At 42.6% G+C, this 13794-nt stretch carries 14 protein-coding genes and 1 pseudogene; 2 read left to right on the plus strand and 13 right to left on the minus strand.

Annotated elements, in window-relative coordinates; translation table 11 throughout:
- Positions 1-57 precede the first annotated feature (57 nt).
- The 9 genes and pseudogenes from AB8809_RS22055 to AB8809_RS22095 form a co-directional block, all read right to left on the minus strand.
- Positions 58-701, minus strand: a pseudogene (locus AB8809_RS22055) (hypothetical protein).
- A gap of 155 nt (positions 702-856) precedes the next feature.
- On the minus strand, positions 857-1741 hold the full coding sequence (locus AB8809_RS22060) for a hypothetical protein (RefSeq protein WP_349856781.1): 885 nt from the start codon (positions 1739-1741) through the stop codon (positions 857-859).
- Between the two features lie 357 nt (positions 1742-2098).
- Positions 2099-2593 (minus strand): hypothetical protein, encoded by a 495-nt coding sequence (locus AB8809_RS22065; RefSeq protein ID WP_349856782.1) that lies wholly within the window; start codon positions 2591-2593, stop codon positions 2099-2101.
- Between the two features lie 14 nt (positions 2594-2607).
- Positions 2608-3321: a hypothetical protein gene (locus AB8809_RS22070; RefSeq protein ID WP_349856783.1), complete on the minus strand. Its 714-nt coding sequence runs from the start codon at positions 3319-3321 to the stop codon at positions 2608-2610.
- A gap of 711 nt (positions 3322-4032) precedes the next feature.
- Positions 4033-4626 (minus strand): hypothetical protein, encoded by a 594-nt coding sequence (locus AB8809_RS22075; protein ID WP_349856784.1) that lies wholly within the window; start codon positions 4624-4626, stop codon positions 4033-4035.
- On the minus strand, positions 4613-5122 hold the full coding sequence (locus AB8809_RS22080) for a type II toxin-antitoxin system antitoxin SocA domain-containing protein (protein WP_349856785.1): 510 nt from the start codon (positions 5120-5122) through the stop codon (positions 4613-4615). Before AB8809_RS22080 ends, AB8809_RS22075 begins: the two co-directional genes overlap by 14 nt.
- An 807-nt stretch (positions 5123-5929) precedes the next feature.
- The gene (locus tag AB8809_RS22085) at positions 5930-6790 is read right to left on the minus strand and encodes a hypothetical protein (RefSeq protein WP_349856786.1); all 861 of its coding nucleotides are present in this window, start codon (positions 6788-6790) and stop codon (positions 5930-5932) included.
- A gap of 569 nt (positions 6791-7359) precedes the next feature.
- Positions 7360-9036, minus strand: a complete 1677-nt coding sequence (locus AB8809_RS22090; protein WP_349856787.1) for a primase-helicase family protein — start codon at positions 9034-9036, stop codon at positions 7360-7362.
- Positions 9033-9371: a hypothetical protein gene (locus tag AB8809_RS22095; protein ID WP_349856788.1), complete on the minus strand. Its 339-nt coding sequence runs from the start codon at positions 9369-9371 to the stop codon at positions 9033-9035. The genes AB8809_RS22090 and AB8809_RS22095 overlap by 4 nt, the downstream gene beginning before the upstream one ends.
- Before the next feature lie 374 nt (positions 9372-9745).
- On the opposite strand from AB8809_RS22095, the gene AB8809_RS22100 reads away from it, so the two are divergent.
- Positions 9746-9925, plus strand: a complete 180-nt coding sequence (locus tag AB8809_RS22100; RefSeq protein ID WP_349856789.1) for a hypothetical protein — start codon at positions 9746-9748, stop codon at positions 9923-9925.
- 318 nt (positions 9926-10243) lie between these two features.
- Here the strand turns inward: AB8809_RS22100 and AB8809_RS22105 are convergent, their stop codons facing one another.
- The 4 genes from AB8809_RS22105 to AB8809_RS22120 all read right to left on the minus strand — a co-directional run bounded on the left by AB8809_RS22105 (position 10244) and on the right by AB8809_RS22120 (position 13391).
- On the minus strand, positions 10244-10954 hold the full coding sequence (locus AB8809_RS22105; RefSeq protein ID WP_349856790.1) for a phage antirepressor KilAC domain-containing protein: 711 nt from the start codon (positions 10952-10954) through the stop codon (positions 10244-10246).
- A 7-nt stretch (positions 10955-10961) separates the two neighbouring features.
- A complete protein-coding gene (locus tag AB8809_RS22110) occupies positions 10962-11186 on the minus strand; it encodes an AlpA family phage regulatory protein (RefSeq protein WP_349856791.1) in 225 nt (74 codons plus the stop codon).
- Between the two features lie 109 nt (positions 11187-11295).
- Complete coding sequence (locus tag AB8809_RS22115; RefSeq protein ID WP_349856792.1) at positions 11296-12171, minus strand: DUF6387 family protein; 876 nt, start codon at positions 12169-12171, stop codon at positions 11296-11298.
- Positions 12168-13391 carry a site-specific integrase gene (locus AB8809_RS22120; protein ID WP_349856793.1) on the minus strand — a complete coding sequence of 408 codons (1224 nt, stop codon included), beginning with the start codon at positions 13389-13391 and terminating at the stop codon, positions 12168-12170. The genes AB8809_RS22115 and AB8809_RS22120 overlap by 4 nt, the downstream gene beginning before the upstream one ends.
- A gap of 209 nt (positions 13392-13600) precedes the next feature.
- Between AB8809_RS22120 and AB8809_RS22125 the strand changes: the two genes are divergently transcribed.
- Positions 13601-13759, plus strand: coding sequence for a hypothetical protein (locus AB8809_RS22125; RefSeq protein ID WP_196219331.1), 159 nt, complete (start codon positions 13601-13603; stop codon positions 13757-13759).
- The last annotated feature ends 35 nt before the right edge of the window (positions 13760-13794 follow it).

Genomic DNA, 13794 nt, shown 5'->3' on the forward strand with positions numbered 1-13794 from the left:
AAAGTGCCAGGAAGGACCCATTTTTTTATAGATGATAACCGTTGTCATTTGTTGCCATCATTTCGCCGTCCTCATCGCTTCTGCTATCGCTCGACTCAACTCGCCCGGCATCAATGCAGCTGCCATTGTGTCAGCCCTGTCCATGTAACCTAGTGTTGGGTTGACTTGCAGTGCGTCACCAAAACGAATCAACAACTTTGGCGCTGGCATCTTCTGTCGAGAACGACGAGACCCATTTTGTGATCGCTTCAGCCGTTTTTTCCCTTTCTTTATCTTCTTCGTCTTTCTGCGCTGCCAGACACCATTTACGCCGCCGATATCACCAATAAACACATCCGACTTGGCTTTCAGTTGCGACATCTTGTTACGGGTCAGGTTACCGTGTTTATTCAGCTTAATATTTTTGGGATTGAGCAACGCTTGGCTATTCAGCTTATGAACACCACCGAATTCAAATGGCTCTAAATAGCTAGCAGCGATATCGCGGACAAATACTCTGGCGTTTAAATCATTTTTCCTAGCGCCTACAGACCCCAGAGAATTGATTGTAAAAGGCGTAGGGTTCTCCAGATTCTGTTGAAATACAGTTTTTTGTGCTTCCTGAATTTTGCGTGTAACACTAGTCAATGCCTGAGCGGTAGCGAATGAAATTTGTTTCTTAACACATTATAGTTCGCTGGTAACACCTTGAGACTCGCCATATTCAACATCATCGTAAAAAAACCACCTAAGGAAGAATAATTCGTAATAACTACTATTCTATTTATTACCACAACCACAAATAATTCACTAATAAAAATAAACCCACTGACCCTCGTCTCTGTAGCATCATTCATTTTTTGAGTTCTCACACCTATCAAGATCTAAAACTATTAATTAAATTTTGGATTGTAATTTTTTCATCTACATTAATTTTTCTATTTAGCTGAGGAAGATATACACTAAAAGTAGATTTATCCTCATTTAGGATCAAAGAAGCATCTAGTTTATTTTCAGATAAATTATCTTTCGATAAAATTTCTTCAACCTGAAATTGAATACCCCCCCATATTCTTCTGACATGGCAAGCCTTAAATGCTGACATAGTACTCGTACCAGCCACAGTAACCCCATGTGAAATAAAAAAAGAGTCATCATTCAATCTAGTTACTGTATTAAAGTTATTTTTTCTAGAATTAAACAAAAAATCATCATCAAAAGATGGAGAGATTTCTTTTAAAGAATGATTAAAAAAAATCATATTCGGCCAATTTCTTTTTGTTACATCCAATAAATTAACATCTTCCCAATGACCATGACCCAAGATAGATATAGCGTAAAAATTATCATCATCTAAAATAGCATATAAAATACTCTTCCCTCCTTGAACTAAGTTTGGATGTTTCAAGTCCTTTTCTATTCCCAAATGAAAATGATTAACCCCCCAATGAGAAAGCATCCCATCTTTGTCATCTAACCTGTTTATCCCTCGACTAAGATGGGGTTCTAAATCGTCTCCACTTTCAATTTTATTTTTTAAATTCAACCAACCTAATTCTAGTTCCTCAGGACATTTGAAAACATCTGACAACCATATTTTTCTAGGGTTTATACGTGGTAATCTGTGCATCCTATTAGCCAACCACATGTCAGCATCATGATTTATTTTTGATGTATTTATACCCATTACATGGGTGATGTAATCTTTTAGAATGTCAATCCAATCATTTAGCAACTTATCACTTTCTAATAAATTTGGCATTTCGTGTTCCTCATACTAACGAGCATATGGAGTACTAAATAGCTCTACTCTTACGGGGGAATGACATCCTGTGCGTACTTGGCTCGGCATCAATGCACAAAGTTAATCTACACAGGTAGATGAGGAAGTCAATGCACATAGAAGTATTGCCTCAGTAATGCGCTATTTAAGTGAACGCAAGCAGCAACCAGAACATTATATGGTGAGCATATACTTTTTCCTTGCTTAACTATCACTCCTGCTCATATAGCATTCGAATGCCCCATGTAGATAAACCAGTTCTTCTTGGCTGTTCCTTATTCCGGTTACGATATAAAAAAATATTTAGTCCAGCAGTTGAGCAGATTTGGATACCTACTACAGGGATGCTATTGAAATAAAATCTTCAACGGTGACTGGCTCGACGTATTTCTCTAATGCCACCAACGCAGCGTTAAAACCAGCGTGATATCCATTGGCATCGTTATTCAGTGAACTGTAAATAAACGCCGCCATATTACGATCTTCCGTATCCAAGCATTCCCAGCCAGGATAAGCCGTAATCATTTTACGTTTGGTATAGTGGCTGAGGTGCCGATGGCTTACTGACAGAATATCGATAGCCTGCTGGTACGGCTTACCCCGTTTAATCAACTTGAGTGCGAATATGGGGTTACTCTTGGCTTCCTTACTCACCGCTATCCAATGTGAGTTGGAATGCTGCGGTTGCCTCTCCTGTTCAGCGGCTTGAGGCTCTTCACCACCAGCAAAAGCCCCACTCCGCTGCCGTACCGGAGAATAGGGACCTAATGCACTTCTGGCGGCTAAGTCGCTATTCTGTACCTCAAGATTTAAATGGCTGAACGTTCTCATAAGCATTCACCCAATTAACGAGGCGGCATATCAATGATCGGTAAGCCTGCATCCAGTTGAGATTTAATCTTTGCGGCTTCGTTCACTGGATTAGCGGCTTTACCGCTGACTAACCGACTGTCTCCGGGCAAAACTGCACCCGTTGCACGGAATTGCTGATTGCGACGTGCGGCGGCTTGAGCCAGCGTCTCTTTGTACTCTTCATCGGCCTTACGGCGCGCATTCAGATTATCTATCGAGTTAGGATCGGAGTCATTTATCATTTGGGTGGAGCGTGCCGCCAGCGCCTGAAGCTCATCATCAGTCAAGGGCTCTTCCATTTTCTTCAACGCTTTTGTGGCAGCGTTACGGGCCGAACTAAAACCGTTTTTATCACCGTTCTGAACAGAGTAAGTCAGCGCTGTCCGTGCCTTTTCCTCATCGTCCTGAAATTCCCAGCTAGGATCGTTCTCTTCCATAAATTTTTGGGTAAATACGGATAATCCCTGCGGTGCAGATACCAGCTTCGCCTTGATTTTCTTGGATGACAGGTCAGTGTCTTTCAGCAGACGAATAGCAAGGATAGGGTTTTCTTTAGCCTCATTAGAAACCGCAACGTTATGCCCCCGGCTATGTTGATTAGGACGGGCAACCTTAATCGGCTCTTTTTCATCAGCAGATTGAATAACATCATTGCTGTTTGAGCTATTTGCCTGGGAGCCACCGAGAAGATGCTTAAAATTAAACATGGATATCTTTTCCTGTAGAAACGTGTTGATGGTCGTTGATGGCCTCTCTCGATTTGCCAAAAAACCAACAAACTAAAAGCGCTGTGCCGTTACCCCACTATTTTGTTTAACACCTTGTCCATCAGGCGGCGGGCAACTTCATGGATTGACGGTGTGATACCAAGCTCAGAGCGCTTACTCTCTTGCTCCCGTAAACGTTGTAGTGCCTCCACTTGTTTCCGTGTAAGCAGTACAGCCTGTGTATTGGGTTTACGATTCATATGATGGCCTAAACTGATTATTTATACAGTTAAATATATTGCAATAAATGCAACAATACAAACTTATATTGCAATTTAAGGGACAAAGTGAGCTCATCGTTCCTGTGTAGAACGCCAGATTACGGCACTTGCCAGAACGGAAAAGGTAATCAGGGAAGATGTTTCTTTGCAGTAAGAGGGATTGATGGAACTGATAATGCTTCTAAAGCGTATATCTCAGGATGGTGTAAAAGCGGTTCTGGTATTCGTGTTTCCACCTTCATCGGGTAAAGCTGTTTAGCTTTATCACTGCTAAAGCTAGCCTTCCAGATTTGGAAGCAGTTAACAAAATACATCTCTGTGTTGAGAGCAGCTCTCTTCTATGGGGCTATCGCAAATGTACATATATTGAAATGTCATTTTGAAATATAACCATCTTAAAAAAGATTATTTTTAATAAAAACTAAAAAAATTATTTACTTATCTCACTTTTATCATCTGGTGATACATTTTTCTTGGCTAATTTTTCCATTTCGTCTATATCAATTCTTGATATAGGAAAAAGATTGCGAATGACGATAACAAAAACTGCGACAATATTTACTGTAACACCGCTTATCAATGCAATAAGGGTGGTATCACTAATTTTAAAACTAGAATGTAATTTAAAATCATTAGCTTCAATCTTAACATCACCAAAACCAACAAAAAACACCACTAAAAACAGAAAACAAGACCACATAAATACAAAACTGTAAGCTTTTGAAGCATACTTACGTCTCATTTTAACATCTTGCTTTTGACTTTTAATTTTCCATTTAAGGATTTTACCGTTTCTTTTTCTTGTTTTTATATTATCTAGTGCTTCCGCATATTCGGTATATTTCTTGAGGTATGTAGATGGATCTTCATTATCTTTAAGTTCAGTTTCTTCCTCTAACGTTAGATCATTAGCCTTAGTAAAAGTCTTATCATTTTTTTTAGTATCAATATCAGCTTGAGCATTTATTTTCATTTGCTCAAGCTGAGAATTTATTTTTTTATAATGAGGATCAGTTGTCAACATTCATTCCCAACTGAACACGAGTAGTATTTCGGATGACTTCATTTGGAATCACACAACCACTAATCTGCCCTTGCCTATGATCGTCCTTGGTTACGTCCCATGCAGAACCAGTCTGATGAGTTAGGTTAGAAAGAAAGATTGCGCTCTGATTACCATAAGTATTCATTACAGCATCAATAAGATGAGCACTTTCTTTATCATTAACGGTCGGTATTATTGGGAATGGAACACCCTGACTATATTCATAGGCAACTGCCGGAGTAGGAATATGGCCTGAACCATAACCTCTGAACGCATTGTAAACAGATGGTACCACTGGACCATAACGCCAAGCACAAACAGGTTCATCAATCAAAGGCTTTCCAGTTAAAGCGAGATGCCAAGCATGGGCAAAGTAAACCAGTTTTTGAAGCTTCATTGGAGATAAATCATTGATACCATAATGTTTAGCCCTCTCAATGAAGGCATTGGCAACCGCAATTGCAGAATAACCCATAATGCGCCTCCTAGTCAGATGATTAAACAAGCAATGACTGTGCTTATATACAGTACCAAGAATTAATCAAATAATATCAAAATATAGTGATAAGTCCAGCGATGAAAATCATTGTTTTTCAAATAATTAACATCTTGTGTAAAAGGTGCAACGCAAGGATGTAGACTAAACATTAATTGTAATGGCAGTCAAAAGTAACCTTTTGGTTTTTATAAATTTATCTTTACTTATCATGATATTATAAATTATCGGCTAAGGAGGTTTTGGTAAGGAATGCCGGCCTCTCTCTAGATATGTCGGAAGAAGTACCATTGTTCAGGATTGGTGACAAGCTGTTCGCCAGACAGAGTATGCATAATAAATCTATGTAAATCATCCCAGAAAAAATCTTCTTCTTTAAGATCCCGACGATAACCATCCATATGCATCACATGCAGGCTAGTTAAACCGAATTTTCCCTATTGCTCCGTTCATGCTTGGCATGTAACGCTCCTATGATATAAAGAATATACACCCAATTTTTCAATTATCCAGTTTACACAGAGCAAGATGTAACACTCATTCGCACATAACTTCGTCGATATGAAGAAACTTAGTAAAAAAGACACAAAGCTTACCTTTTCTGAAACAGCAACGATCACCTTACCTGTATTAAACAGGGCGTTAAACCAGCATGAAAAGTGTTAATCCGTCTAAATATTTTGCATCACACAGACTACTTCGCACAACTAGGTTAAACGACTAAATGGCAATTTATACATGAGTTCTACTCACTAAAAACTTCATTAGATAAAATAATTTACAAGACTATTTTAATGAGGCAGAAACCTCATTAATAAAATGAAAAACACAGCTCTGTATTCTAAATATTTCTTCTTTTTTAACTTTACCTTCATCATATCTAACATTAGCGCTTGCTTTTATTTCCTCCACAAGTTCTAAAGGAACGTTAGCAGAATAAACTTTGTTAAACTCACGTGTCAACTCTAATAAGCTATGATTAAAGCGCCTAACATTATTAACACCTTTTAAGTGAATGAGGCTCTTTAGTATTTTCTCAATGAACTGAGAGTATGACCATTTTGCTTGCCCATAATGCTCAACTTGGGAAATTATATGCCCGTTAGCTGCATTCAAATCAGCAAAAGCAGCATCCCCCATAATGAGGCCCCGACATTTTATGCTTTCAAGCGAAATATGAAAACTCACCGCTAAAATGAAAACATCCTGTATCGATTTTATCTCCGCATCTGTTAGCAAATCAGCAAATGACTGCGTCATTTCCTTACAAGTCGCCAATATGTTGCAAGAACTTCCACCGCCTATGTCAGAAAGGTCTTGACATAAATAAAAAGCACACTCACCAAAAAAAACAGGAACATCAAAAAACCAAAAATCATGTTTTAATAAAACATAAAAACTGCCTAATCTCCCTGAATATTTCAGCCTATCGCCATATCTATTATTATACCATTCATGAATAAACTTACTATGCTCATCCACGTAACCATTTGATAAAAAATTTGGATACAACGAAATTGATAAATTTAGTTTCTTACTAACCTCCAAAAGTGCTCTAGGTAAACGATGTCGAATAGGAATATTATTCTTTGCCATATTGGCGTCTACGTCTTCCAAAATAAGAATTAATCCTTTTTCATTAAACATACCACACCTTATTTTTTAACAAAATCAATTCGCCATAAAAAATCGACTATCCTTTTCAATACCTCAATAAAAACATCTAGTTCCTCTTTGCTGCCGGCCATTACTCCACCATAAAATTGATGCCGAAAATTACCATTATGATTGTTTAGCTCCCAACCAACCTCTTGAATGCATTTAATGGAATGAGTTACAAACCCAGTCCATCATCTGGGATACCGAACATCCCTTTGCTCCAAAATTTTACGGATATTGTCTTGAGAATAGACGATTTCTAATCTGTCTTTCATTAAAATATCCTCGTTAGGATATGTTTTCTATTTAAGATTTTGCGCGTCTTGCTGTACCACCTGTACCACTTAGCGATAAACCCAGTAATGGCGCGGCTTGTAGCTGGTACAGGTCGTAGAATCACACCTAAACCAACCTGTACCGTTCTACGCCCTTAACTGGTATAGGTGGTATAGGTCTGGTACAGGTCAGTAAATAACCTATACCACCTATAAAGCCTTTGTTGGTGCGGGATTTGGACATACTGGTATAGGTGGTACAGGTATTTCCTCGTGCATGTGTTATATAGGGAAAACCATTTCAACCGATTCGCCAATCAGCGCTGCAAAGCGTTCCTGCAACTCTTCGACAGCCGGTATTTCGTAATATTTCCCCTGCCCGCGATCTGAACGTCCTACCGCTGACATACCAATACGGTTCATTACCTTGCCGATAGCTGACCGTGCAGCCGCTTCTTTCAGGTCTTCGCCGTGCGATTCACCCCATACCATAAATTTACCCACCAGCTCATGGGCAAAAATACGCTCCTGATCGTTAAACGGCTTACCCTCCCACAACTCCTGATACAAATACTGGTACGCAGGAGGAAGGCTGGCTAGCTTCTCATCCACCAGCGCCGCCGTTACAGGTGGGCGACGTGGATCAAACACAGACAGGTCATATCCCAGCAGATACGCCAGCAAGTGACCTGCGCCGCCGTTATTGATCCACTGGTACAACTGGTTGAAATACTCCCTGTCCTGCGCCCTTGAGCCGTCTGGCTCCAGCACCAGATAACGTCGCTCCCGCATACCAGCACGGATAACCCGATCATGATTACTGGCAAAGATGAAACGGGCATAGTTAGGCATGGGTTCGGGTTCCTTGCCTTTACGCTCCAAGTTGATTGTTGGCTCACTGATTATCGCCTTAAGCCTGTCCGCCGCTCGTGAATCGGTTAACTCGGCCTCATCAACGAAAATAAACAGCTTATTGGCGATCGTACCGTTAAACCGTCCCGCGATTTGTCCCGGCCCGTTTACCTGAATACCGTACATGCCCAACGCTTCGATAATCGGGCGTACCATTGATCCTTTCCCCGTTCCCTCAATCGACTTCATCACCACGGCCACCGAGGGTTTTTCTTCCGGTTTCTGGAACAGGTGCGCCAGCCATCCCACCAGGTAGCGATATGCCTCGTCATTACCTGCGCATATCACATCACGCAGATGGTTAAGGTATGGCATACAGTCACCGGGTTTAGGCTCGATAGCCAACCCACTGAACAGGTTATAGACGTTTTTAGGGCATAGACTGGGATTAGGATAGAACCCAACCCCCGCCAAGCGTTTAGAGTGACCGGGCCACTGTAACCACGCTTCCCCCAAACGACGCCCCGCCACTCTGGGAACATCAAGAAAGTTATTTCTGAATGAGTTCAGCGTCTGGAAAGCATGAGTTTCCCCCGTCACTGGGTTGGCCCTCATACTGGCTATGTGGTGATCGCCGAATGCCAGAACGTGCGTATAGGTGTCGTTGAGGGCTTCCAACTTCTCCACGTCCTCATCACGCAGTGATGTACCATCCCCCAGCACGTACCGATCCACAGCAGATAACACAGCCTCATCATCTGACGGAACGGGAAACACTCGCGCTATCCGGGCATCATCACAAAGCTGTTTTTTCAGCTCATTACGGCCAATCACATCACCCACCAGCTTGATGCGGTTTTCCCGCTGCTTTTTAGTGTCGGTCGCTATCAGTCCTTCATCACATAGCCACTCATAGGTGGTTTGGCTGGAATCCACCAGCCGGTTTAATGTCTTCGCCAGCATCCCGTAGCGGGTTGCATCGTCTGGGTGGCGGATAGCGGCCATTGCCGTATCATCCCGATCAACAATATGACCATTCACCCAGCGATACAGGCAGGAAAATAGCGCATCAGACATGGCTTCTCGTGCTTTTGTCTCTGCCGTCATGCCTGTGGCCTCCCCACCATCTGGAACTTACCGATCAGCGGATGGAACCAGTATTTACTGCCGTATTTACGTTTAGCCCCCTTGATAATGATCAGAGCCGCTTCACGGAATTTTTCTTCATGCACGATGTGGCCGTTGCCCTGCTTCACAATCATCACGCCACTGTTACGAGCCAACTCTTCCGCTTTGCTGGTGGATAGCCCCATTTCAGCCGCCAGCGTCGTTAACGGGGCCATACCATCCGGTACTTTGCTTTTTTGCTGTATCGCAGTAAGGGCAAGCTCCAACGCTTCTACGCGCTTCACCAATGAGTTAAACGTTACCTGGCTGATCATTTGGTGGCCTCCTTGCGCTTATCCATTACAAACCCTGAGTAATCAGCGTTGTATGTAAGCGCCATAGCCATACGCGGCAAATGACGTAATACAGCGCCGATAAGCAACAAATCCCGCTTTGCGTCAGCATCGTCGTACTCGTCACTTTCGCTGGCTTCCAGTGTGAGGTTTCCTATAACTCGTAGAGCGCTAGTGATAGCAAAGGCCGCGTCGTGGCACGTATCCCGATACATCGCTAGCTCTTGGTCGTCGTAATTATTGAGACGCCCTTCAAACGCCTCGGTAGTGTTCCAGCACTCCGAGGCGTTGCCTTTTCATTCATGTGCGTGTAATGTGTCATCACACATAAACACACTACATCCGGTGTACTTAACATGTCAACACACAAAAATGAAAGACGTGGCAATCCACCATTCCAATTTCGCCTTGACCCTGAGTTACGCGACTTAATGGAAACAGCGCAGCAGCAGGATGGTGATGAATCCTTAGCGGCTTGGATAAAACGCATCATCAGGAAAGAGCTGAAACAGCGCGACCTTGAGCCAAAAGGATAAAGAATGAAAAAAATTATCTTGGTGTTATTGGTTTTAGGTTTCGCGATTATCTTAGTAATGCGTTCGTTATCTTTAGTCCAATGTGAAAAAACTAATGGCGACATCCTTCCTTCACCATGCGAATTTATTTTTGGATCATCTGCGTTAAAAGGCTGATGTACTGAAAAATCAGACGATTGATTCTCCACATCGATACCCAAATAATGGGTAACGAAACTCTGGGTATATCCGGAGTTGACCTGATCGATCAGCGTGCTATTCTGAGGGTGTTTCAGTTTTGTGTTTTGACATTGGCAGCTTTGCAGAGCTGCCTTTGTTTTATTCAACATCAGCATTTGGCACCTCCCCCAATACACCACCAGCGATCAGTTTTTTCGTTAACCACTGCTCTCCTTTGCCCGTCAGCATCGTTGTAAACGATGCCCTTACCTCCCCATTGGTTTCATACGTCCCTTGACGAACGGCGAAATATCCACTGTCTATAAACCGTTGCATTGGTAAGTTGTGACGCTGACCACCAGTGATAAGAATCCCCTGGCTACGCATCCACTCAAACAGCTTGATAGGGCCAAGCCCCACCGCTTTAGCGTAATTAGGAATGGAAATACCCTTGCTGATTTCAGAAACGCGATCAGCAAAGTCAATTTTTGGTACGGCCTCAACAAGTTGGCTTTGAAGTCTCAACGTCTTTTCTGCTAGGTCTGCGGCATGGCGTAATGCCTGTGGATAATCGGCAGGTAATACACTGGCGTTCTCCAGCTCTCGGAGGCGTTTGATTACACGCATACGGAGAATGGCACTGTAGCCAGTGATGAGACATTCGGTGTGCTCGCGGTCTAGATAGTACTCCGTCTGCTGGCGATTCATGCTGTCGGGATAGATACGCTGAAATTTCAGCGCATCTTCTCCCAGCTCATCTAGCATACGGCGAATATCGGCATTGACGTTCTTGTGCTCTTTGCCTGTCAGTTCGGCAATTTCCCTGCTCGTCATTCTTAACGGTTCGGTGCCTGGGATAACAATGCTCATAGACACCTCACGCGATAGGATGTGTTGTTACTTTTGGCTGCTGGCGCTGCCATTCCAATATTTCGGAAAGCATCCACCCCACAGAGCGCCCACCAAGTTTGCGGCGTGCGGGGAATACCCCTTCTTTTTCCATTATGTAACGCGTGGTACGACAAATTCCGGTCAACTGGCGACATTCAGCCTCGCGGATTACTCGTTCTGCTGGCTGCTGGTGATGTTTGAATTGGTTCATAAAAAAATGCCCTCGTTCGTTAACGTTCGAGAGCATCTTCAATTAAATAAATCGTACAAACATCCGTGTAAAAACATCTCCAAATCTACTTTTGGATGATTAGGGGATTTTATTCTTTAGAAATTTCTCTTTTGATTTTTTCTAAGGATTCATAAGTCATCAATCTATCTATAAAAGGTCTGATGGTCTGAACGATAGCAAATTGTTCTTTTTCTCCATCAGGGAAAAGCGAAACCGCAAGCACTCCACCGGGAATAGATACACCTTTGATTCGAGCCCACGTAAGCAAATCAATGTAAGGAAGTACGTTATATTCAATTATTTTTTTTCGAACGACCGACCATAAGTTGGTCAATTTTATTTCCTCGGCTTCAATTCCTAATTCTTCACGCCATTTTGGTAATAGTTTTTTAAAATCACCCAGCAATATTTCATCAGGAACAGACAAGTCAACTGAAGTGTAGAGATTAATGCCTTCAATAACTACATTAACAGACTCTGAAGCATGTGACATCACCAGCCCGTGATTAGCGGGGTCATCCTTTAACATCTCTCTTACTTCGTCATCGGGAATGCAGAAAGGCTTACCCTTCCTTCTCCCCTTATGATCGCTTGCTTGTGAAAGATACATAACTTCCATTCGAGAAAGCAGGCCAACTCCATAGCCGGTGGATAATGTTTTCTTATCCTGATAATGGTCATGATATCTTTTTTTGAAGTCCTCAGATTCTTTGTTCTGTTCATAATAAGCGCTAGAAACTTCAAGCTTTATTTCTCCAAATGGATCATGGTCAAACAGAGGTAAATTTTTCCCGTGCTCCATATAATATGTTGCAAGTTCATCATCAAAACCTCCATCTTTCCAATCTAGTCGCCAATATAACTGTCTAAAAAGGTCTTTATCGGGCATTGACTCCAACCCTTCATATTTTGAGAGGTCAAACTCTTTTGGCAAATCTCTTTTACTTTTAATTCTCATGCTCATTTTGCTACCTTCATCAAAATAATGTTTTCATGATTTCCAGATAGCAGGGAAAGCCTATCCATCCATTTATTCAGTGCGTCGAGTTTTTCTGGTAGGTACTGGCTACGGTTGTAAACCGCCATGACACCACCCAACGTATGCCCCAGCAGTTGTTCAACAACATGGGGAGCGATACCCATATTATTTAGCGTGGTGGCGAACGTTCGGCGCAAATCGTGAAGCGTCCACGGTTCTGAATGTCCCAGACGCTTGTAGATACCCCTTCCCCACTGGCTGACAGCTTCCGGCGTCTTTATCTCTCCCAGCAGTAGGCCGCTATCTTTGTGCTGATCGCACAACGCCACAACAAATGGCCGGATAGCTTCCGGAATAGGCCGCACTATCTTTTCTCCACCCTTGCTGTGTTCTCTCGGCACAGTCCAAACCCAATCCCCTAAATCCCATTCGCTGATCCGAGAAAAACGTAATTCCTGCGTTCTGCAACCAAACACCACCAGCAGATGCAGCAGTGAAGCGTAGTAGGGTTTAAATCTTTGCCCAGAACTCTCTCGCCAGATATCAGCCAGCTCCTGCCTCGTATGCTCCCTATCGCGCTTATTCTGCTTTCTTCCTACATCATCAATGGTCAGATCGTTAAGGGCGTTACTCTCTGCATAGCGATGCACTCGGCAGAATTTAAGCGCCTGTTTGCACATCTGGAGAAGATAGCCAGCAGCGACGGGAGCCTCAGACCTCACACGGCTGAAACACTCCAACCAATGGCGGGTTTCACACATTGAAAGCGGATAATCACCGATGTAGGGGTAAATATGTTTTTTTAGTTGCTCAATGTGCTTACCAACATTGGCGCGTTTGTGGGTTGCATACTCTCTGATCCAATATTCCAACGCTTCTTTAACAGTAACCGGCTTAAGACTTTCTTGCGTAGTGATGCTTAACTGGTGGCGTGGATTTTTACCTTCAGCTAACCAGGCGCGGCATTGCTCCCGCTTATCTCTGGCTGCTTTAAGGGATAGATCAGGATAGTTACCCAACTTTATTCGCTGAGGTGCAGCCGAACGGCCACCAATCCGGAATGTGAAATACCAGGTCATGATACCAATCTTAGAGACTTTGATACTTAACCCATCACCATCGGCATAGAAGCTATCTCCGGGGCTTTCTCTCCCCACCATCTTGCGCAGCGATGTGTCACTTAGTTTGTTTGTTCCACCAGCCATAAAAACCTCAGTTCATATTCAGCACTGACTACACCACTGACTACACATGTCAATGTTACTCTATGAATGGCAATGAACAAAGGTAAACAACAAAACGAATATTATCGTTTTATATCAATATGATGAATAAACAACAATGAACAGGTGCGAACCGTAAAAAACGTAGGTTTTGAAAATACGGCATGAACTGATACTAATCAGTTAAGCATTTGAAAAAAGGCGCTTTACCTCTTGGGTTAAGCGCCTTTTTCTTTGCATTCTATTTAGGCAACAACAGCCTTAGCGTGGATGCGCTGAGCGGATTGACGCATGAAAGCGTCGGTGCAGATGATTCAGCCATGATTAATTTGCAAAAAATGGTCGTCTGATTTTCGGTTGTGAGAGTGTCGTCGGGTGTTCAAGA

Origin of the sequence: Pectobacterium aroidearum (assembly GCF_041228105.1) — a bacterium.
Lineage (GTDB): Bacteria > Pseudomonadota > Gammaproteobacteria > Enterobacterales > Enterobacteriaceae > Pectobacterium > Pectobacterium aroidearum.